Source organism: Pseudomonas sp. 05N431, from assembly GCF_056397005.1.
The window spans coordinates 1-21,458 of record NZ_JBFTMN010000008.1 but is presented as its reverse complement, the minus strand read 5'-3'; the positions used below and the strand labels follow the sequence as shown (position 1 = coordinate 21,458).

At 60.4% G+C, this 21,458-nt stretch carries 18 protein-coding genes and 1 riboswitch; of the genes, 7 read left to right on the top strand and 11 right to left on the bottom strand.

What is annotated here, in order from left to right; translation table 11 throughout:
- Nucleotides 1-22 precede the first annotated feature (22 nt).
- Complete coding sequence (locus AC1DIG_RS15425; protein ID WP_477767991.1) at nt 23-1,513, bottom strand: aldehyde dehydrogenase; 1,491 nt, start codon at nt 1,511-1,513, stop codon at nt 23-25.
- Nucleotides 1,514-1,758: 245 nt separating this feature from the next.
- Here AC1DIG_RS15425 and AC1DIG_RS15420 point away from each other — a divergent pair, with 245 nt between their 5' ends.
- Entirely contained in the window at nt 1,759-2,673 is a 915-nt protein-coding gene (locus tag AC1DIG_RS15420) for a LysR family transcriptional regulator (protein ID WP_477767990.1), read from the top strand.
- Nucleotides 2,674-2,683: 10 nt separating this feature from the next.
- Here AC1DIG_RS15420 and AC1DIG_RS15415 read toward each other — a convergent pair whose 3' ends face one another.
- From AC1DIG_RS15415 to AC1DIG_RS15395, 5 genes are all read right to left on the bottom strand, one after another.
- Nucleotides 2,684-5,422, bottom strand: a complete 2,739-nt coding sequence (locus tag AC1DIG_RS15415; protein WP_477767989.1) for a winged helix-turn-helix domain-containing protein — start codon at nt 5,420-5,422, stop codon at nt 2,684-2,686.
- A gap of 217 nt (nt 5,423-5,639) precedes the next feature.
- On the bottom strand, nt 5,640-7,004 hold the full coding sequence (locus tag AC1DIG_RS15410) for a DUF1329 domain-containing protein (protein ID WP_477767988.1): 1,365 nt from the start codon (nt 7,002-7,004) through the stop codon (nt 5,640-5,642).
- Nucleotides 7,005-7,032: 28 nt separating this feature from the next.
- Complete coding sequence (locus AC1DIG_RS15405; protein WP_477767987.1) at nt 7,033-8,922, bottom strand: DUF1302 domain-containing protein; 1,890 nt, start codon at nt 8,920-8,922, stop codon at nt 7,033-7,035.
- Nucleotides 8,923-9,259: 337 nt separating this feature from the next.
- A complete protein-coding gene (locus AC1DIG_RS15400; protein WP_477767986.1) occupies nt 9,260-10,942 on the bottom strand; it encodes a fatty acid--CoA ligase in 1,683 nt (560 codons plus the stop codon).
- Between the two features lie 145 nt (nt 10,943-11,087).
- Nucleotides 11,088-11,717, bottom strand: coding sequence for a LysE family translocator (locus AC1DIG_RS15395; protein WP_477767985.1), 630 nt, complete (start codon nt 11,715-11,717; stop codon nt 11,088-11,090).
- Nucleotides 11,718-11,810: 93 nt separating this feature from the next.
- Here AC1DIG_RS15395 and AC1DIG_RS15390 point away from each other — a divergent pair, with 93 nt between their 5' ends.
- From AC1DIG_RS15390 to AC1DIG_RS15380, 3 genes are all read left to right on the top strand, one after another.
- Entirely contained in the window at nt 11,811-12,776 is a 966-nt protein-coding gene (locus AC1DIG_RS15390; protein WP_477767984.1) for a 2-hydroxyacid dehydrogenase, read from the top strand.
- Nucleotides 12,777-12,809: 33 nt separating this feature from the next.
- Nucleotides 12,810-13,808: a class I SAM-dependent methyltransferase gene (locus tag AC1DIG_RS15385; RefSeq protein ID WP_123582786.1), complete on the top strand. Its 999-nt coding sequence runs from the start codon at nt 12,810-12,812 to the stop codon at nt 13,806-13,808.
- A 39-nt stretch (nt 13,809-13,847) separates the two neighbouring features.
- Nucleotides 13,848-13,971: riboswitch (yybP-ykoY riboswitch) on the top strand.
- An 88-nt stretch (nt 13,972-14,059) separates the two neighbouring features.
- Nucleotides 14,060-14,644: a TMEM165/GDT1 family protein gene (locus AC1DIG_RS15380; RefSeq protein ID WP_071553377.1), complete on the top strand. Its 585-nt coding sequence runs from the start codon at nt 14,060-14,062 to the stop codon at nt 14,642-14,644.
- Nucleotides 14,645-14,796: 152 nt separating this feature from the next.
- On the opposite strand, the gene AC1DIG_RS15375 is transcribed toward AC1DIG_RS15380, so the two are convergent.
- Nucleotides 14,797-15,615 (bottom strand): M48 family metallopeptidase, encoded by an 819-nt coding sequence (locus AC1DIG_RS15375; protein ID WP_477767983.1) that lies wholly within the window; start codon nt 15,613-15,615, stop codon nt 14,797-14,799.
- A 274-nt stretch (nt 15,616-15,889) separates the two neighbouring features.
- On the opposite strand from AC1DIG_RS15375, the gene AC1DIG_RS15370 reads away from it, so the two are divergent.
- Nucleotides 15,890-18,031, top strand: a complete 2,142-nt coding sequence (locus AC1DIG_RS15370) for a methyl-accepting chemotaxis protein (protein WP_477767982.1) — start codon at nt 15,890-15,892, stop codon at nt 18,029-18,031.
- A gap of 103 nt (nt 18,032-18,134) precedes the next feature.
- Here AC1DIG_RS15370 and AC1DIG_RS15365 read toward each other — a convergent pair whose 3' ends face one another.
- The 3 genes from AC1DIG_RS15365 to AC1DIG_RS15355 are packed head-to-tail and all read right to left on the bottom strand — an operon-like array spanning nt 18,135 to nt 19,247.
- Nucleotides 18,135-18,755, bottom strand: coding sequence for an SOS response-associated peptidase (locus AC1DIG_RS15365; protein WP_103320210.1), 621 nt, complete (start codon nt 18,753-18,755; stop codon nt 18,135-18,137).
- Between the two features lie 36 nt (nt 18,756-18,791).
- Nucleotides 18,792-19,052 carry a putative signal transducing protein gene (locus AC1DIG_RS15360; RefSeq protein ID WP_054595657.1) on the bottom strand — a complete coding sequence of 87 codons (261 nt, stop codon included), beginning with the start codon at nt 19,050-19,052 and terminating at the stop codon, nt 18,792-18,794.
- Nucleotides 19,053-19,064: 12 nt separating this feature from the next.
- Nucleotides 19,065-19,247 carry a CPXCG motif-containing cysteine-rich protein gene (locus AC1DIG_RS15355; protein ID WP_123424980.1) on the bottom strand — a complete coding sequence of 61 codons (183 nt, stop codon included), beginning with the start codon at nt 19,245-19,247 and terminating at the stop codon, nt 19,065-19,067.
- Between the two features lie 143 nt (nt 19,248-19,390).
- Here AC1DIG_RS15355 and AC1DIG_RS15350 point away from each other — a divergent pair, with 143 nt between their 5' ends.
- Nucleotides 19,391-20,554: a 1-acyl-sn-glycerol-3-phosphate acyltransferase gene (locus AC1DIG_RS15350; RefSeq protein ID WP_477767981.1), complete on the top strand. Its 1,164-nt coding sequence runs from the start codon at nt 19,391-19,393 to the stop codon at nt 20,552-20,554.
- A 60-nt stretch (nt 20,555-20,614) separates the two neighbouring features.
- Here the strand turns inward: AC1DIG_RS15350 and AC1DIG_RS15345 are convergent, their stop codons facing one another.
- Nucleotides 20,615-20,902, bottom strand: a complete 288-nt coding sequence (locus AC1DIG_RS15345; RefSeq protein ID WP_477767980.1) for a hypothetical protein — start codon at nt 20,900-20,902, stop codon at nt 20,615-20,617.
- 182 nt (nt 20,903-21,084) lie between these two features.
- Here AC1DIG_RS15345 and AC1DIG_RS15340 point away from each other — a divergent pair, with 182 nt between their 5' ends.
- Nucleotides 21,085-21,291, top strand: coding sequence for a hypothetical protein (locus tag AC1DIG_RS15340; protein ID WP_477767979.1), 207 nt, complete (start codon nt 21,085-21,087; stop codon nt 21,289-21,291).
- The last annotated feature ends 167 nt before the right edge of the window (nt 21,292-21,458 follow it).

Sequence of the window (21,458 nt, the reverse complement as noted above, 5' to 3'; positions counted from 1 at the left end):
CGCCAGTTCTCCGTTTTTATTGTCAGCGCAGTTGAAACCAGGTGGTCTTCAACTGGGTGTATTTATCGAATGAGTGCAACGACAGGTCACGGCCAAAACCGGACTGCTTGCCGCCACCAAAAGGCACCGTCACGTCGAGCGCATCGACGCTGTTGACCGACACCGTCCCGGCACGCAATTGACGCGCCACGCGGTGGGCGCGGTTGAGGTCGTCGGTCCACAGTGACGCGGCTAATCCATAGACGCTGTCGTTGGCCAGTTGCAGTGCGTGGGTTTCGTCATCGAATGCCGTGACGGCCAAGACCGGGCCAAACACTTCGTCGCGAAACAGCGGCATGTCCGCCGTCACGCCGGTAAAAATCGTCGGCTGAATGAAGTTGTCCGAACCGTTGAAAATCGACTGCTGACCACCGCACACACGCTTGGCTCCCTTGCGCTCAGCCTGCTGGATGAACTTCATGATCCGCGCCGTTTGCCGGCTGTCGACTATCGCCCCTGCGGTACTCGACGGGTCCAGCGGATCACCCGGCTGCCAGCGCTCGACCTGAACCTTGAGGCGCTCAACGAACTCGTCATGAATCGAACGCTCCACCAGCAGCCGCGAGTTGGCCGAGCAGACCTCGCCCTGATTGAAGAAGATCCCGAACGCGGCTTTCTGCGCTGCCAGGTCGAGGTCCTGACAATCGGCGAACACCAGATTGGCACTCTTGCCGCCGCACTCCAGCCACACCTGTTTCAGGTTCGACTGCGCCGAGTACTGCATGAAATATTTGCCGACTTCGGTGGATCCGGTGAACACCAGGCAATCGATGTCCGGGTGCAAACCCAAGGCCTTGCCGGCCTGTTCACCGAGGCCGGGCAGCACGTTCAGCACGCCTGCCGGCACACCCGCTTCCAGCGCCAGCTCGCCCAGACGCAAGGCGGAGAATGGCGATTGCTCGGCCGGTTTGAGGATCACCGAATTGCCTGCGGCCAGCGCCGGTGCAAGTTTCCATGCGGCCATGTCCAGCGGAAAATTCCACGGCACCACCGCGGCCACCACGCCAAGGGCCTCGCGGGTGATGGTCGCCAGTACGTTCTGCGCACTTGGGGCGATCTGGTCGTAGAGTTTGTCGAGGCTTTCGGCGTACCAGCGAAACACCCCGGCGGCGCCTGGCACATCAATGGTGTAGGCGTCCATCACCGGTTTGCCCATGTTCAGCGAATCGAGTAGCGCCAGTTCTTCGCGATTGGTCATGATCAACTCAGTCAAACGCAGAAGCACCTGTTTGCGCTCACTGGGTGAGCGCGCCGACCAGACGCCCGACTCAAACGCCTGCCGCGCGCTGATCACCGCTGCATCGACATCTTCACTGCCGCACGCGGCCACCTCGGCCAACACGGTGCCCGTGGCAGGGTTGATTGCGGCAAAGGTTTGCCCGGACTGCGCCGACCGCTGTTTTCCATCAATCAACGCCTGGGTACGAAACTGCAGCGCGGCAGCCTGGCCTTGCCAATATTCAAGCTCGAACACGTTCGGATGCTCCTTGGACTTTTTATTGTGCAATCGATGGTGGCTTAGCCGGCTGCAGGGGAAAAATAGTAAATATGTGGTCGCAGGCCATGAAAAAACTGGGCAGCCAAACTCCCCGCGTGCGCGCCATGTGGTTATTGTTCAAGCACAACAAGACCGTCGCCCCAGTGGATAAGGGCGGTGCGCACATTGCTTGGGTTCAACGGTCGAGACTGGCGTCGAATCCATCCACCCCGAGGTTTGCTGTGGCTGCCTACAATCTGCGTCAATTGAAATACTTCATCACCACCGTCGAGTGCGGCAGCGTCGCCGAAGCGTCACGCAAGCTGTACATCGCCCAGCCGTCGATTTCCACGGCGATCAAGGGCCTGGAAAACAGCTTTGGCGTGCAGTTGCTGATTCGTCATCACGCCCAGGGCGTTTCCCTGACACCCAGCGGCGCACGCTTCTACCGCAAGGCTCAGGAGCTGCTGCGCATGGCCAAGGAGTTCGAACAGAACGCCCTGGCCGACAACGACGTGGTGTCCGGGCAGATCGATATCGGCTGCTTTGAAACGGTCGCGCCGTTGTACCTGCCGCAATTGATTGCCGGGTTCTCGGCGTTGTATCCGGGGGTGGAAATCCGCATCCGCGACGGCGAACAGCAAGAGCTGGTACAGAATTTAACGTCGGGTGCTTTCGATCTGGCGATCCTTTACGAGCACGACCTGGACGCCACCATCGAAACCGAACCGCTGATGCCGGCGCAACGGCCTTACGCGCTGCTGCCGGCCGATCATCGGTTTGCCCAGCAAGCGCAAGTGTCCCTGCGCGACCTGTGCCTGGAACCGATGATTCTGCTGGACGTGCAGCCGAGCCGAACCTACTTCGTCAGTTTGTTTGAGGAACTCGGATTGACGCCCAGAATTGCCTTCAGCTCACCGTCGATCGAGATGGTGCGCGGGATGGTTGGCCAGGGTTTCGGCTTTTCGATTCTGGTTACCCGACCGCATTCGGAATGCACCTACGACGGGCAGAAAGTGGTGTGCGTCGACATTGTCGAAGAGGTGACCGGTTCGGGGCTGGTGGCGGCCTGGCTCAAACGCGGGCAACTGACCAAACCGGCGCAGTTGTTTGCGGATTATTGCCGGGAGCAACTGACCGCCAAGGCCCGGCCCTGATTGCAGGACGTTACGCCAACAAGCCCAGTTCCTTGGCCCGAGCCACGGCTTGGGTGCGGCGTTCGACACCGAGTTTGCTGTTGATGTGGCTGGCGTGGGTTTTGACGGTGTGCAGCGAGATAAACAGCTGATCGCTGATTTCCTGGTTCGAGCAGCCTTGGGCGATCAATTGCAGGACTGCCTGCTCACGGACGCTGAGGGCTTCACCGGGGTGCTGCGGCTCAACCGTCTCGCGGGCAGCGACTTGAGGCAAGCGCTCGAGCAGACTCTCACGCAGCGCACCGGCGGGACACTGCGCCAGTTGCTCACGCAACCAGTCCGGGCGTTCGCGTAGTAACCCGTCAAAGGGTTGCAGGACGCCACCGGCCGCCGCCTCGAAGGCCAGCCCCAAGGCTTGGCGCGCTTCAGCTTCACGGCCATTGTTCAGCAGCAGCGCCACCTTCTGACTCAATGCCATCACGCAGAGCATCTGCCTTCCGGTCTTCTGCCCATGTTCCAGCAGTACATTCAACCGCCCCTCAGCCAGCATCGGCTGCCCCTGGATGGACTCCAGCAGCGCTTGCTGCAATTCGATGTGCAGCGGCATTTGCGGATGAAACTCCGGCGGCGCCGCGGCGTGCTCGCCGTTGTAGGTCTGACCGAGTCGCGCCAGCCAGGCTTCTGCCAGGTCGGTACGGCCCTGAGCCAGCCACAGCTCGCATTTCACCAGCGTGATCATCGCCAGGTAGTAAATCGGCGGCACGTCCCAGATGTGCATCAGCCGTTCGGCCTCGGCCAGTTCGGCAAACGCCCGGGCGAACTCGCCTTTGCTGCCTTCAAGCTTGGCGATCACACAATGACCGATCAGCACGCTGATATCGCGGCAGGCCCGTGCTTCGTTCAATCCCGTGCGCAAACGCGCCAGCCCGGCTTCGGGCTGCAGGCGTAGGGTCAGCAGAAAACCTTCGTACAAGGTCAGGCGTGCGCGAATCGCATACAGCCGCTGCGACGAAAGCCCCTGCAAACGTTGCTGGCCCTGATGCACTTCATCCAGCGAACGGAGAATTTCCCCACGCGCTTGCAGCACTCGTGCGCGGTCGTAATGGGCCAGCGCCTCGAACAGCGGGTTACCGACCCGTTGCGCCAGTTCCAGCGACTCACGGTTCAAGCCCCGGGCGCGCCACAGATCCGCGTCGGCGATCGCCAGGTTGGACAAGGTCGACAGGCACATCAAGCGCTGCCCGTAGCGTTTGTGCGGCAGGCTCTCCAGCGCTTCGGTGCAATACAGCAGCGTCAGTTCACGCTGGCCGCGACCACGGGCGATGATCCCGCTGAGCGCCAGCCACTGCGCCAGCATGGATTTCTGCGCGGTGGCCGACGGTGCCGGCAGGAAGCGACTCAAGTGGCTGGCCAACTCTTCAGCCGCATCGAGTTGGCAGGCCAGCCCCAGTGCCCAGCTGTACAACACGATCAGCCGCGGGGTGCTGATCAGCAGGCTGTCGGGCAAGTCCATTTTCCAGCGCAGCAGCATGCCGACGTTCTGTTCGGCCAGCAGTTGTTCTTCGGAAAGGTTCTGTACCAGGTTAGCCGCGACATCCAGGTGTCCGGCGCGCAATGCCTGCTCCACCGCTTCATCGAGCAAACCCTGGGCATTGAACCAGCGACAGGCGCGCAGGTGCAGGCTGGCGGTGGGCACCATGGCATTGGCGGTCGGCCGGCTGCGCAACAGATCGGAAAACAGATGGTGATAACGGTACCAATGGCCGTGCTCGTCAAGCGGCACCAGGAACACTTGATGTGACAGCAGAAAGCGCAGGATCTCGGCGCTGTCATGGGCTTCGCGCACGGCGTCGCAGAGCTCGCTGCAGAAGCGCTCTTGCGGTGCGGTGTCGTATAGAAACGACTGCACTTCAGCGGGCAGGCAGTCGATGACTTCTTCAAGCAAATAGTCGCGTATCAAGCCTTCGCCACCGTGCAGCGGCTGCGGTAACGCGCCGCCATGGCGCGCTTCAGAGGCGGCCAGCAACCAGAAACGCAGCCCCGCGACCCAGCCCTCGCTGCGCTGGATCAGACTCTCCAGCGCCTCGCCACGCAATGAACTGCTGTGTCGATCAAGCAGCGCCAGGGACTCGTCGTGGGTCAGGCGCAGGTCCTGTTCGCTCAACTCAAGCAATTGTCGCGACAGGCGCAAACGCGCCAGGTGCCAGTCGGGACGCTGGCGACTGGTCACCAGCACCAACAGGCCATCGGGTAAATGATTGAGGAAAAATTGCAGGCAGCGATCGAGCACCGGGCCCTGGGCCAGATGGTAGTCATCCAGAACCAGCAGCAACGGCGCACTCGGTGACAGGTGAGTCGCCAGCTCATCGAGCAGCCCGTCCAGCCATTCTTCGAAGGCGAACGGTTGATGGCGTTGACGCATTTTCAGCAGGCCAAGGGCCTGGCTGCCCAGCTGAGGAAAATAGTTTTGCAGGCCTTCAAGCAGCCGTTCGAGGAAGCGTCCGGGGTCATTGTCGCGTGGGCTCAACCCCAGCCAGAGACTTTGCCAATGCGCCGGCAGGCTCTGACAGAACTCCACCGCCAATGAGCTTTTACCGAACCCCGCCGGCGCGCTGACCAACAGCAATCGCCCTTGCAACCCGGCACTCAGCCGCTCGCACAGACGAGGCCGCAGCACATAGCTGTCGGGCAAGGGGGGCCGGTAAAAACGCCCTTCCAGCACAGGCATTGCCGCGCCGGATGGCCTTTGGATTCGGAACAGGTCAGTCATAGCCAACTCTTGTTTAGGTGCTGTTGTCGGCATTGCAGATGTCCGCAGACTAGCGGTAAACCGGAGCGGATTGAAGGTTCCTGCTACAAATGGCTACAAAAAGACTACGAACAAAAGTTGCGGGGCTGGTGATGCACCGATCTTTTTTTGAGACAAAAAAAACGCCCCGAACCAGTCGGGGCGTTTTTCGAGGATGCGGCCTCTGTGTTACGACACGTTAGCGAACGCCGTCCTGAGCCAGTGCAGCCGGGGTGAAATCACTGGTGCTCGCGGTGAAGCCGAAGTCATACGCACGTTTCTCTTCGTTCTTCATGCCCAGTGCCAGGTAGCGGCCAGACTGCAGGTCGTAGAGCGCTTCCAGGGCATACCACGGCACTTGCTTGTCGTAGTAGTTCTCGGAATGCGCCTCGGCCACACGCCAGAGTTGGCCACGACCGTCGTAGTGATCGATGACCGCGGCTTGCCAGGTGTCTTCGTCAATGTAGAAGTCACGCTTGGCATAAATGTGACGCTGACCTTCCTTCAGGGTGGCAACCACATGCCAGACGCGACGCAGTTCGTAACGCGTCAGGTCCTGGTTGATATGACCGGCCTTGATGATGTCGTCGTACTTGAGCGTTGGCGAGTCGAGTTTGTAGCTGTCGGAGGCGATGTACATCTCTTTCTTGCCTTCGAGCTTCCAGTCGTAACGATCCGGTGCACCGTTGTACATGTCCAGGTTATCGGAAGTACGCAGGCCATCGGCAGCCGTACCCGGACCGTCATAGGACACTTGCGGGGCACGACGCACACGACGTTGACCGGCATTGTAGACCCACGCCGAACGCGGCTCCTTCACCTGGTCGAGGGTTTCGTGGACCAACAGTACGCCACCGGCCAGACGCGCCGGCGCAGTCACTTTCTGCTTGAAGTAGAACAGGATGTTGCCCGGGTTTTTCGGGTCGTAATCCTTCATTTTGTCGCGGAATACGAACTGGTCCTGGAAGTACACCATGCTGTACGAGCCGTTCGGCTGCGGCGTGGCCTGGGTCACCAGACGGGTCACGCTGCCACCACGATAGCGAGTGATGTGGTTCCAGATGACTTCGACGCCGCTTTTCGGAATCGGGAACGGCACGGCCGTTTTGAAGTTCTCCAGACCGTTGCCGCCGGACACCAGGTTGGTGTTGGTGGCGTTTTCCTTGATGGCGGCGAACACGTCATCCGGCACGGTCGCGCCGCGATGAGACGGGTAAACCGGCATTTTGAAGGTGTCCGGGTAACGCTTGAACATCGCGTATTGGCCCGGCGCCAGTTTGTCTTTGTACTTGTCGACGTTTTGCGCGGTGATGGTGAACAGCGGTTGCTCACTGGCATACGGGTTCGACAGGAAACCCTTGCTGTCGACGCTGCCGGCGTTTTTCTCCATGGGTTTCCAGGCCGGGATCGAGCCATCGGCATTGCCTGCCATTTCCGCGCCCATCGGCGTCAGGCTCTTGCCCAACTTGTCCGCTTCAGCAGCCGGAACCGCTGCCATGACCGCGGTTGCCAGCAGCGAAAGCCCAAGGACACCCGCTTGCAAAAGACTTTTGGTTACTTTCATATTCTTGTTTGTCCTGAAGATGCAGTGCTTAGAAGTTCACGCCGACGCTGAGCGCAACGAAGTCGCGATCATCCACGGTGCTGTACTTGCCGCCAAAGAAGTTGGTGTACGCAAGGCTCGCGGTGTAGGTGTTCTGGTACTCGGCATCGAGCCCCAGGCTGACCGCCTTGCGACCTTCCTCGAAGTTGCCGCCAGGGCCTGGCGAGTAACCGCTGACGTCATGGGACCAGGCGACGTTCGGCTTGAGGTTCACACCGGCGAAGACGTCCGGGTATTCCCAGATGGCGCGGGCGCGGTAGCCCCAGGAGTTGGCGGTGGTGAAGCCGTCGTTGTTGCAGTTGGTGCTGCGGTTGTTGGCCGACGCACCTGGCCCGGCACCGTTGATGGTGGAGGTGTTGAGGACCTGCGAGCAGGTGTCCAGACCACCCGTGGCGGGCAGTTCGCCTGGGCCGAAGACCGGATCGCGACCATAGCGGACATCGGACGTGCTTTCCAGGCCACCGACGTGAGTCAGACCGACTTCACCCACCAGGGTCAGACGCTGGGCGCCCATGACCTGATCGAAGAAGTGCGTGAAGGTGGTCTGGATCTGGGTAATTTCCTTGCGGCGATAGCCATGCAGGTCTTCCCCTGGAACACCCTGGAGCAAGGAAGCGTTGGTCAGCGCGCCACCCAGCGGACGAACACCGGCGAACAGGATATCGGTGGAGTTCAACTGCACCGGCGCATTCGGCCGGTAGCTGATCTCACCACTCCACGCCGTACCGGTAGGCAGGGTGGTGGAGAAGCTCAGGCCATAGAGGCGGATGTCTTCCGGGTACTCGACGAAGTACTGCGAGTTACCCGCGACTACCAGCGGCCCCAGGGCCTTGAATGGACCCGGCAAGGCTGCGACGCCGTTATAGATCGACTGCGGAGCACCGGTCGCACTGAAGATCGGCGCACGGCTGTGGTAGTTCATGAAGTAGGCGCCGAACTCGGTGTCCAGCGGATCGAACATGTACTTGAAGGCCGCGCCCCACTGGCCGCCGTTGCTCGCCTCACGGTCCCGACCACGACGCACCAGTACACCCTCGTTGTTGACGTCGACACCATTCGCGGCCAATGGCCCCAAGGCGATGGCCGGGATGGTCGAGCGCTTGTTCAGTACGCGCAGATTGTCGGTGCAACCGTTGGCAATGATGTCTGGCTGGGAGAAGAAGGTACCGCAGTTGTCGACAACGGTCTGGTCCCAGCCGATCTGGTAGAACGCTTGAGCCGACAGGTTCTCGGTCAGGCTTTGCGAGATGTAGAACATGTTGACCGGGATCAGGCCTTCCTTGATCTCGGCACCGGGACGACGGAATGCGGACACGTCGATCGGGTTGATCGAGTTGATGCCGCCACCGATGAAGGTACTTTCACCCCAGTTGACCACCTGTTTGCCCAAGCGCACGGAACCCGGCTCATCGGCAATGGAGTAGTTGTGGTAGACGAAAGCGTCGAGGATTTCCCCACCCGACGACCTGGCGCCTTCCTTGCGTCCATCATTGCTGACGTTCTTGAATTCCAGGTCCTGGTTTTGCAGCGCGAAGTCGTACCAGTATTTACCGCGTACGAAGACGCCGGTATCGCCGTATTTCAATTCAAGGTCATGGATGCCCTTGAAGATTTTTGAAAAGGCTTGCCCGCTCTTGAAGTTCAAATGGCCGTCATCGGAGGTCTGGGACAGGCCCTTGCCACCGTTGTTGACACCGATCAGGTTCTTGTTCGGTTGTTGGGTAGACACACTCATGCCCAGGGAGAGGGACGAGTCGAACTGACCTTCGATTTCACCGATGTTGAAACTGACGCCGAATGCGGGTCCGGCGAGCGTAGAGGCGAGACTGACCGCCAGAGGCAATTTCGCCCGGCGCCAGAACTGGTTTACTGATGTCATCGACGCTACTCCATGTGCTTTTATTGTTATGGCAGTGAGCACTTCTAAAAACGCTCTGAATGGTAGGGAGCCCATGTCGTCCCGAAGTCATTCAAAGTTGCATCGCCCCGTTTTGTGCGTTTGCCCCGTTCTTAAAAATCCTTGAGCGGACTATAGCCAGCAGGTGGTACTGCTTGATCCCTCTAAAGTGTGATTTGCAGCCCCCGACCACCCTGGAACAGTCCTGTGCCAGCCCGACAGATGTCGGCCCGGCAAGGATGGCTGAAAATTCGGAATAAACAAGTCAAGCGCTTGCTTGGTGGGCTTGCCGGGCCCTTTCGGGCACGGCAAAGGACGCTTAAAGCGTCGAGAGGAAGGTGCTGTTGCTGGCCTGCCATTGCGCGATGTCGACGCGGATACGCTTCTTGTCGAGCTTGCCGACACTGGTCTTGGGAATTTCAGTAACAAGAGCGATCTGGCTCGGGATGGCCCACTTGCTCAGGTGCCCCAGTTCGACGAAAGGCTTGAGGTGTTCCTTGAGCTCCCTGGCGCCTATCGCGTGGCCTTCACGGAGTACCAGCAAGGCAAACGGGCGCTCGCCCCATTGCGGGTCAGGGATACCGACCACTGCTACTTCCCGTACCCCCGGATGACGGCTGATCAGGTCTTCGAGGTCCAGGGAGGAAATCCACTCGCCACCAGTCTTGATCACATCCTTGATCCGGTCACGGATGTCGATTACCCCCATGCTGTCCAGGGTCGCCACATCGCCAGTGTGCAGCCAGCCCCCGGCCCAGAGCTCTCTGCCCTTCTCGGGTTCGTTGAAATAACCTTCGGTGAGCCACGGCGCACGCAGTACCAGTTCGCCCTGGGATTCCCCGTCCGCCGGCAAGAAGTTGCCGTCAGCGTCAACGATCGCCGCTTCCACCAAGGGGCCCGGCACGCCGGCCTTGATGCGATACGTGGTGCGTTCGTCTTCGGTGCCGGCCATCAGCTCATCGTTAAGGTGGGCGCAGGACACCAGCGGCCCGGTTTCCGACATGCCATAGGCGGCGGTCAGTTGAATGCCCTTGGCCTTGGCCGCATCGTACAGCGCGCGGTTCAGGGCGCTGCCACCGATGACGATTTTCCAGCCGCCGAAATCCGTACCTTGCGCGGACTTGGCGTTGAGGACCATTTGCAGGATGGTCGGCACGCAATGGGAGAAGCTGACCTTCTCCTTGCGCCACAACTCCACCAGGTATTCCGGGTCGTAGCGGCCGGGGTAAACCTGCTTGAGCCCCAGCATGGTCGCCACGTACGGCAAGCCCCAGGCATGCACGTGGAACATCGGGGTGATCGGCATGTACACGTCGTTGGTGCCCAGCAGGCGCACGCTGTCGATGCTGCCCATGATCGTCGACACGCCCATGGTGTGCAGCACCAGTTGCCGATGGGTGAAATACACGCCCTTGGGATTACCGGTGGTGCCGGTGGTGTAGAAGGTGGTGGCGACCGAGTTTTCGTCGAAATCTTCGAAGGTGTACTGGGTGCTCGCGGCAGCCAGCAGTTGCTCGTACTCGCCGACCAGGTTGGGCAGGTCGGCGGTTTTTTCCGGCAGGTCGGTGAGCAGCAGGGTTTTCTCGACCGTGGTCAGGTGCCCGGCAATCGCCTGGTACAGCCCGACGAACTCGCTGTTGACCAGCACGAAGCGGTCCTCGGCGTGGTTCATGGTGTAGAGGATCTGTTCGGGCGACAGGCGCACGTTGATGGTGTGGATCACCGCACCGATCATCGGGATGGCGAACATGCATTCAAGGTAGCGATGGCTGTCCCAGTCCATCACCGCCACGGTATCCCCGGCCTTGACCCCGGCCGCCGTGAGCACGTTGGCCAGCCGCGCGACACGCTCGATGAGGGTCGGGTAGCTGTAGCGTAACTGGTCGCGGTAGACAATCTCGCGGGTTTTCTCGTAACGGCTGCCGGACATCAGCAGCCGCTTGATCAACAGCGGGTATTGATAAGCGCCTTCGGCTGGCGGAATAACACGCGTCTCCAACATAAGCATCCCTTTATCTGACTACACGGTCGTGACTGAAAAGATAAGCACTTTAGTCAGCCGGAGCGCCAGCTAAATCAGCCAAAGGGATGATTTGCAGAGCTGTACAAATGCTAGCTTTGCGCCAGCATTCGTTTCCAAGAGTGGATCAATGCATTTCGGTCAGGGCCAGCTTCACGCCGATGGCGATCAGTACCACGCCCATCGTGCGGTCGAACCAGTGGCCCATGCGGGCAAAACCGGCCCGTACACGCTGTTGGCTGAACAGCATCGCCACCAGGCAGAACCAGATCGCGGTGGCCACTGCCAGGTAAACACCGTAACCGGCCTGAATTGCCAGCGGCGTGTGCGGGTTGATCACCACGGTGAACAGCGACAGGAAAAACAACGTGGCTTTCGGGTTCAGGCCGTTGGTCACGAAACCTGAGGTAAAGGCGCCGCGTGCGGTGCGCTCGCCGGCTTCCTTGTGCAGGTTTTCGGTGGCCGGTTTTGCCGGTTGCGCACGCAGGGCCTTGAAGCCGATGTACAGCAGGTAGGCGGCCGCCAGCCATTTCAGCGCGTTGAACAGCATGATCGACTGCGAGACGATCAGACCAATACCGAGCAACGAGTAGCCCACGTGCAGGAAGATCGCCGAGCCGACACCCAGCGCCGTCCAGGTCCCGGCGCGACGACCGTGGGTCACGGCCTCACGCACCACCACGGCAAAGTCCGGACCCGGGCTTGCCACGGCAAGCAGGTGAATCAGGGCGACGGTCAAAAACTCTGTCCAGTACATGGGGGGGCTCCTTTAGGCCAAGCGTAACGACTTGTTTCATCTGGTAGGCTCGGCAGATTACGCCTTCAGACTCTCGTGCAAAAGGTACAGTTAATGACGAACAATCGCCGCGCCGTATTCCTCGACCACAGTTCGCTGGACCTCGGCGACCTTGACCTCAGTGGATTGCAGCAATGCTTCGATGACTTGCAACTGCGCTCGCTGACCACGCCCGACAACATCGTCGAACGTCTGCAAGGCGCCAGCGTAGCGATCAGCAATAAAGTCCTGCTGAACGCCGAAACCCTCAAGGCCTGCCCCGAACTGAAGCTGATCCTGATCGCCGCCACGGGCACCAACAACGTCGACCTGGCCGCCGCCCGCGCCCAAGGGATTACCGTGAGCAACTGCCAGGGTTACGGCACGCCGTCGGTGGCGCAGCACACGATCATGTTGCTACTGAACCTCGCCACCCGCCTGAGCGACTATCAGAAAGCCGTCGCTGAAGGTCGCTGGCAGCAGGCCAAACAGTTCTGCTTGCTGGATTTCCCGATCGTCGAGCTCGAAGGCAAAACCCTCGGACTGCTCGGCCATGGTGAATTGGGTGGCGCTGTCGCGCGGCTGGCCGAGGCCTTTGGCATGCGTGTGTTGCTCGGTCAATTACCAGGGCGCCCGGCCCGCGCCGACCGCTTGCCGCTGGATGAACTGCTGCCGCAAATCGACGCGCTGACCCTGCACTGCCCGCTCAACGAACATACCCGCAACTTCATCGGTGCCCGTGAACTGGCGCTGCTCAAACCCGGCGCCTTTGTGGTCAACACCGCACGCGGTGGGCTGATCGATGAACAGGCCCTGGCCGATGCCTTGCGCACCGGGCATCTGGGCGGCGCGGCGACTGACGTCCTGAGTGTCGAGCCCCCCACCGCCGGCAATCCGCTGTTGGCCGCCGACATCCCGCGCTTGATCGTCACCCCGCACAACGCCTGGGGCAGCCGCGAAGCGCGGCAGCGGATCGTCGGTCAACTGACCGAAAACGCTCAAGGCTTCTTCAGCGGTACAGCGCGGCGGGTCGTCAGTTGATAAACTGCCGCACTTTTTTTCAAGGAGCAGAGTATGGATCCGCGCAGTGAAGTACTGCTTCGTCAGGCCGAGTTGTTTCAAGGCGAGTTGTTGCTGGCCGGTTTGCCCGCCGATGACTTGCTCGGCAAATTGCCCAACGCTCACGGCTGGTGCTGGCATGCAGGCGACCAGGCGGCGCTGGACGCACGCTTTGCCGAGCGCAGCCACTTTGGCGTGAATGCTCCAAGCCGCGAGTTTGAAACAGCCGTGGTGTTCCTGCCCAAATCCAAGGATTTGACCGATTACATCCTCAACGCCCTCGCCTCGCGCCTGGCCGGTCGTGAGCTGTACCTGGTGGGTGAAAAACGCAGCGGCATCGAAGGCGCGGCCAAACAGCTGAACCCCTTTGGCAAACCGCGCAAGCTCGACAGCGCACGCCACTGCCAGCTCTGGCAGGTCACCGTGGCCAACGCGCCCGAGGCCAAATCGCTGGAAAGCCTGGCGCAGGAATACGAACTGCCGCTGGCTGAAGGTCCACTGAAAGTCATCAGCCTGCCCGGCGTGTTCAGTCACGGTCGACTGGATCGCGGCAGCGCCCTGCTGCTCGAACACCTGGACAAACTGCCAAGCGGTCACTTGCTCGACTTCGGTTGTGGTGCCGGTGTGTTGGGCGCGGCGGTGAAACGGCGTTATCCACACAACACCGTCACCCTGCTCGACGTTGATGCGTTCGCCGCCGCCAGCAGTCGCCTGACATTGGCCGCCAACGGTCTGGAAGCCGAGGTGCTGACCGGCGATGGCATCGACGCTGCGCCGATGGGTTTGAGCGCAATTCTGAGCAATCCGCCGTTCCATGTCGGGGTTCATACCGATTATCACGCCACGGAGAATCTGCTGCGAAAAGCAGCCAAACATCTGAAAAACGGTGGCGAACTGCGCCTGGTGGCCAACAGCTTCCTGAAATATCAGCCGCTGATCGAGGAGCATCTCGGTGTGTGTGCGATCAAGGCCGAAGGTCAGGGTTTCCGGATCTATCGGGCCAAGCGCGGCTAGAAATTAGCGCTTGCCGAATGGATTTTGCCTAGGCAGAATCCGCTCCGTCCTAGGGGAGTAGTCTCCCACGAGCGCCATGCTCGTCCGGCATACGTCAACATACTTGGTCCTCAGACCATGGCGTATGCGACCCAAGCGACCGCACAGACGGATCGCAGGGTTTGACAAGACCTATGACACGCACACCTTACCCGGGGCGGGGAGGCTGTACGTGTCATAGCCGTGTCGACCCGCCCCTTAGGAAAACCCTGATGCTGGATTCTCTGCTCGTTCCCACCGCAGTCGTTGCCTTGGCCGAAATCGGCGACAAGACGCAATTGCTCGCGCTTATTCTCGCCGCACGCTTTCGCAAACCCTGGCCGATCATCGCCGGTATCGTCGCTGCAACCCTGGCCAACCACGCGGCTGCGGGGGCTGTAGGTGCCTGGTTCGGGAGTTTTTTCTCGGATGCGACGTTGCACTGGATCCTCGCCGCAAGCTTTACCGCGACGGCGCTGTGGACCCTGGTGCCGGACAAGATGGATGAGGACGAAGCCAGCACCGCACGCAAATTCGGGCCGTTCCTGACCACGCTGATTGCGTTCTTCCTCGCCGAGATCGGTGACAAGACCCAGATCGCCACTGTGATGCTCGCCGCTCAGTACCCTGAGCTGTGGCTGGTGATCATCGGCACCACGCTCGGCATGCTGATTGCCAACGTGCCGGTGGTGCTGGCAGGTAATTTTGCCGCGGACAAACTGCCCCTGACCCTGATCCGCCGCCTGGCAGCGTCGGCGTTCTTCATCCTGGCCATCGTGGCGGTGTACAAGGCGATGCAGAGTAGCGGGTGGGTGTAATGCGATAGGTCAGTAAGACCGCGTCATCGTTCATCGCGAGCAAGCTCGCTCCCACACTGGATCTCTATCATTCGCGGATTTTGTATCCACTGAAGATCAACTGTGGGAGCGAGCTTGCTCGCGATGAGGCCATTACTGACGATATAAAACCATCAGGACTTTTTGGCCTTCAGGTAAAGCGGCATGACTTTCGGAATCGCTGCCTTTAGCGACTCAACCCGGCTGCTGGAGGACGGGTGAGTGCTCATGAACTCTGGCGGCGAACCTTCGGAAGCCTTGTTCATTTTGTCCCACAGAGTAATCGCCGCGTTCGGGTCGTAACCGGCACGGGCGGCCAGTTCCAGGCCAATCAGATCGGCCTCGTTTTCATTGGCGCGGCTGTTGGGCAAGGTCATGCCGTAGTTGGCCACAGTGTCGGCCAATGCCAGGGTGTCCTGCCCCAACCCGAGCAAGGCACCCGCGCCCTGCTTGGCCATCTCAATGCCATAGGCCTTGGACATCGCTTCACGACCATGCTCGCGCAGGGCGTGAGCGATTTCATGGCCCATGACCGCAGCGATTTCATCGTCGGTGAGCTTCAGGCTGTCGATCAGCCCGGTGTAGAAAATGATCTTGCCGCCAGGACCACAGTTGGCGTTGAGCTCGTCACTCTTGATCAAGTTGACTTCCCACTGCCACTGCGCCGAATCCGGCCGGAAGACCGGTGCCTGCGCAATCAGCCGATTGGCAATCGCCTGGACCCGTTTGGTCTCGCTGCTGTTCTTGTCCAGCACACCCTTGTTGCTCGCCTCACCCACCGTCTTTTGGTAGGACTGGGCATACATCTGGTTGACCTCATCGCTCGACAGCATGCTGAACATGTACTGCTTGCGCTCCACGCCCACCGCGCCGCCGTTGGTGGTGTTGACCGATTGGCAACCACTGAGCAGCAGACTTGCACCCAGCGCACACAAAACCAAACTCTTGCTCATGAAAACACTCCCTGAAAACATGCCGCGTATCCTAGGCGGTGCATTGTATCGGCGCCAGATACAACAGACGTGTTGCACGGCATTTACCGATACATTCCATTTTATTGTCGCAATAAATTCATAACCCCCCGCGCGCCCGAAGCACGCGGGCCTGACACCTGTCTCTATGCGACCTGCACAGATCAAAAACAGTCATCGACAAAAAACCTGCTCATGGACCGCCCTATCTCCGCCGATACAGCTCGGCAGACGTCATCCTGCGTCCGGAGCCCCTATGAAATTCAAGTCGATCCAGTTTTCCGTCGCCGCGCTTGCCGGCGCCATCGTGCTCAGCGTGGTGGCTGCGCTGGTGCTGTATGCACTGTTTTCCGGCGCGCGCACCCAGGAAATGGTCCAGCAGCGGACCCAGGCGCAATTCGAGCAAGTCATCGAACAACGCCTGCGTGGACTGGCGCAAACCCAGGTCAGCCAGATCCAGCGCGAACTCGAAGCGCCCCTGCTGATCGCCGGCGGGCTGGTTCGGGTCAACGCCTTGATCGGCTCCCAGGATGCCGACGGCAAACCGGCGCTTACCCTCAGCCGCGAGCAGTTGATCAGCCTGATCAAGGAAAACGTCGCGAAGAATCCGAAGATTCTCGGCACCTACATCGGCTGGGAACCGAACGCACTGGATCACAATGACGCGGCCTACATCGGCAGCAAAACGGTCGGCATCGACGCCACCACCGGGCGCTTCCTGCCGTGGTGGTTCCGCAACGACGACGGTACTCTGGGCGTCGACAAGCTGGCGGACGTCAACGACCGCACCGTGTTGTCCACGGGTGTGCGCTCCAGTGAGTACTACCTGTGCTCCCAGGAAAACAAAAAATCCTGCGTGATCGACCCGGCGCCTTACAAGGTCGGCGACAAGATCGTCATGCTCGCCTCCTTTATTGAACCGATCATGCTCAACGGCACCTTCCAGGGCATCGTCGGCGCTGACCTGTCGGTGAACTTCATTCAGGAAATGCTCCTGGCTGCGAACCAGAAGCTTTATAACGGTGCCGGTGAAATGGCCCTGATCGGCGGCAACCAGCGCCTGGTCGCCTACACCAAGGACCCAAGCAAGTTCGGCGAAAAGGTCAGCGACATCCTCGACGCCACTCAGGTTGCCAACCTCGGCAAGCTCAACCGCGGCGAAGTGACCTATAACGTCGACAAGGCCAACGGCAAGATCGAGCTGTACCTGCCATTCGGCATCGGTCAGACCGATGCACGCTGGACCCTGCTACTGCAATTGCCGCTGAACGCGGTCATGGCCGACCTGCAACAACTGCAGGGCGACCTGAACACCCAGCGCAAGGCCGACACCTTTGGCATGGCCATGGTCGGTCTGGTGATTGCCGGCCTGGGCTTGCTGGTGATCTGGCTGGTGGGCCACGGCATTGCCCGTCCGCTCAAGCAGATGGTCGCGATGCTCGATGACATCGCTCAAGGCGAAGGTGACCTGACGCGCCGCCTGACCAGCGACCGTGCCGACGAACTCGGCTCGATCGCCAAGGGCTTCAATACCTTCCTCGCCAAGTTGCAGGCGATGATCACCCAGGTGGTGACCTCGGTGCAGAGTGTCAGCGATTCGTCCGAACACACCGCCGACATCGCCATTCGCACCAACCTCGGCGTACACAAGCAAATGGCCGAGATCGATCAGGTGGCCACCGCGGTGCAGGAAATGACCGCCACCGCCCAGGACGTAGCGCGCAACGCGACCCAGGCGGCACAAGCCGCCAGCCATGCCGACCAGGCTGCCGCCCAAGGCATGCAGATCGTGCGCGACACCTCGACCTCGATTGGCGTCCTCGCGGTGGAAATCGGTAAGGCGGTCGGCGTGGTACAAACCCTGGCCAAGGACAGCGAGAACATCAACGCGATCCTGATTGCCATTCGCGGGATTGCCGAACAGACCAATTTGTTGGCGTTGAACGCAGCCATCGAGGCCGCACGCGCGGGTGAGCAAGGCCGGGGCTTTGCGGTGGTGGCCGATGAAGTGCGCAACCTGGCACAGAAAACCCAGCAGGCGACTGAAGAAATCCAGTCGATGATTCAGCAGTTGCAGCAAGGCACGCGCGACGTGGTGCGGGTGATGGAAGACAGCCAGAACAAGACCGACGAAAGCGTGCAGCACGCGGCCAAGGCGGCGCAGGCGCTGGAGACCATCACTCAGGCGGTGTCGGTGATCAATGACATGAACACCCAGATCGCCAGTGCCGCCGAAGAGCAAAGCGCGGTTGCCGATGACATCAACCGCAATGTGATCAATATCGGCCAGGTGGCCAATGAAGTCGCGGGCGGCGCGGATGAGTCGAGCGCGGCCAGTGCCGACCTGACCAAACTTGCCGAGCAGCAGCGGCGGTTGATCAATCAGTTCAAGGTTTGATCCCAAGGCCCCATCGCGAGCAAGCTCGCTCCCACACTGGTATCCACTGGAGATCAAATGTGGGAGCGAGCTTGCTCGCGAAGGCGTCCGAACAGACAACCCATCAACCCGGCGTCAAACACTCCGGCGCATTGAGTTTCGGATCATTCACCAGGTTCGCCAGCACCCGTTCGCGCAAGGCGGCAGGTTCGCTGGCGAGCAGCGCCTGCAAGGTGTGCAACGGGGTTTCGGGGTTGAGCCAGGCTTCTTGGCCTGCTGCATCGAGAATCAACGGACGACGCTGATTCGAGGCCGCCTGAGTCACCACCGCCGTGCTCAGCCACACCTGCTCCTGCACCGGATACGCTTCCCAGATTGCCGCAAAAAACAGCGCCGAACCTTCGCCCGGCGTCAGCCAGTACGGACGCTTGCGGGTGGTGCCGCGCCATTCGTAAAAGCCGTTGGCCGGTAACAGGCAACGGCGCAGACGGAAAGCTTCACGAAACATCGGTTGCTCGGCGACGGTCTCTGCCCGGGCATGGGCCGGGGTTTTCGACAGGTCGGTCAGCCACGGCGGCGTCAGCCCCCAACGCGCGCGGGCAAGCGTGCGCTGCCCCGCCTCGGCGCGCAGGATCAGCACCGAATCATTGGGCGAAATATTCCACTGCGCCTGCTGATCGGCCGGGAAGCCGGGCAAGGCCGCAAACGCGGGGTTCCAACGAAACAGGGCAAAACGTCCACACATGGGGCAACACGACTCTGAACGAAAACAGCCGCCAGCCTAACAGACCAGGACGTCGGGAAAGCTATCCGGTTCGTCGCCGGGCATCGGCAGCGCGGCATTGTACGCAGCGATCAACTCGCGTGCGTATTGCGCCTGATCGTTATCCACCGCCAGTCCCAGCAGGCCGAATACCGGCAACTCGCCCGCGCCGCCCAGCAGATCGCGCCCCACCAGATGCGCCTCGACCCCTTCGCTGGCCAGCATGCCCTGCAACAACTCGCCTTCCATCAGGTTTTCCGGTTCGTAGATGCGCTGCATAGCCGCCACCCTTCACTCGTTTTCGCTGTGAACTTCGAGCATCCATTCATGACCATCGGTCTGCAGAGTAAATTTGATCGGCCGACAGCACACGGGGCAATCCTCGATATACGTCTGGTCCCCTCCCGACAAATCCAGAACTGCCTCTGACTCTTCACCACAATAAGGACATTCGTAGCGCTCGGTTTCCAGCATCGCGGTCTCCCAAGTGACTTGTGCGTATAATCGCCGGTCTATTTGCAGGGCCATTTTTGTTTGAGCGTATTTTTCAGACTGTACACCTGCCGTAATCGATCCAATCCATTACTTACCCTAGCCGTTTCTAACAAGAGAGCATGATGGGCGAATTCGATGCCATCCGACCTTACGACGACAGCGAAGTCCCAGCGGTGCTGGCACGGTTGCTGGGCGACAAGGCGTTTCTAGATATCCTCACCCACTTCCGCTTCCCGCGTTTTGCCGGTGCCTTCGGCTGGATGCTCAAACCACTTATAGCTTATCGGCTGCGCCGTGAGTTTGCCGGCGTCCGTTCGGTTGCAACCTTGCAGGACAAGGTCGAGTTTTATGTCGACCACACGATCGAGCGGGCCACCGACGGCGTGACCTACACCGGGGTCGAACAATTCAAGTCCGGCAGCGCTTATCTGTTTCTGGCCAACCACCGTGACATCGTGATGGACCCGGCCTTCGTCAACTACGCGATCTACCACGCCGGCCTGCCGACGCCGCGCATCGCTATCGGCGACAACCTGCTGCAAAAGCCCTTCGTCAGCGATCTGATGCGCCTGAACAAGAGCTTTATCGTGCACCGTTCCATCAACGGTCGGCGCGAGAAGATGGCGGCGTATCAGTTGCTCTCGGCCTATATCAATCACTCAATCCTCAACGACTGCCAGTCGATCTGGATCGCCCAGGCCGAAGGCCGCGCCAAGGACGGTGACGACCGTACCGAGTCGGCGATCCTCAAGATGTTCCACATGAGCCGCAAGGACGAGCCGTTTGGCGAAGTCATCAAGTCGCTGAACCTGACGCCGGTGTCGATCAGCTACGAGTACGACCCGTGCGATCAGGCCAAGGCCCGCGAGCTGTACATCCGCGCCACCACCGGTAGTTACACCAAGGTGCCCGGCGAGGACGATGTGAGCATCGCCAAAGGCATCACCGGCTACAAAGGCCGGGTCCACGTGAACTTCGCGGCACCGATCAGCGAACTGTTCGAAGACACCAAGCAACTGGCAATCGAGATGGACCGGCAGATCCTCGGCGGTTACCGGTTGTTCCCGGTGCACTACCTGGCGTACGCCCAATGGAGCAACGCCGACCCGCAACTGCAGGTGCCGAGCGCAGCCACACTGTTCTCGACCGAGGAACTGGCCAAGGCCCAGCAAGAGTGGCAAAGCCGCCTCGATGCCTGCCCCGAGGAACATCGACCGTTCCTGGTGCTGCAATACGCAACACCGGTGCGCAATCAGTACCGGGTCAAAGCGGGTTTGCCGCTGTAAGGTTTCGACTGGATACAAAAACGGCGCCTCGGGGCGCCGTTTTCATGTGCGATGTAAACCTCAAAAATGCCGGCTGATCCACGACAGCAGTAGCGCCAAGGCCAGGCAGGCAAAGCCGAAGCGGTAGCAAAACCGGTTCAGGCGCAGCGTCGCGATGTCGAGAAACAGCAGCGGTTCATCGATCGCCCGTACCGCGCTTTGTGCCGCCAGGTTCTTCAGCGCCAGCCGTTCGCGACGACGGGTCACGTGCAACAGCCAGGCACCGGGCAAGGCGATCAACAACGCAAAAAAATTCATCAGGCTCCCAGGATGAGCGCTGACAGCAGACCAGCTCATATGCAGCGACATCATCCCCCTCACGTAAAAAACAGCACTTGTGGCCTGAAAACAGCGGCAAGTGGCCAGACGCTTTTTACGCCCTGCGCTTTGCACTCCAGTGACCGGTAATTTACTGATTAATGCGCGCTGTCACCTGAACGTCACCTTAACAAGCCAGTCTGTCGCCCCTCGAAACCGACACGGAGCCTGTCATGCTGCACGCAGAAATCCAGGATCGCCTCTACCTCATCACCCCCAGTGACGAACAACAAAACCTCGTCGGCAGCCTCGCCTTCAACGTCCAGGACCGTCACTGGCTCGTCTACTGCGCCCTGGGCGGCCACCAACACGCCGACCTGCCGGAAACCGACCTGTTGACCGGCGTGAGCATGCTGGATTTTTATGTAGAAGCCGCCTAAAAGCCGCGCCCCTCCCCCACCACTCAGGCCGGCCGGCAGGCCGCCGTGCTGTTGCTGTTGATCTTGATCCACCCGCCCCTATCGGGAGGCCGAGTGGAGGTGTTCATCAGGGGGTGGGCGCGCAGCGCCGTACGGCGCAGCCGGACACATCGAGAGGAGGTCGTCGC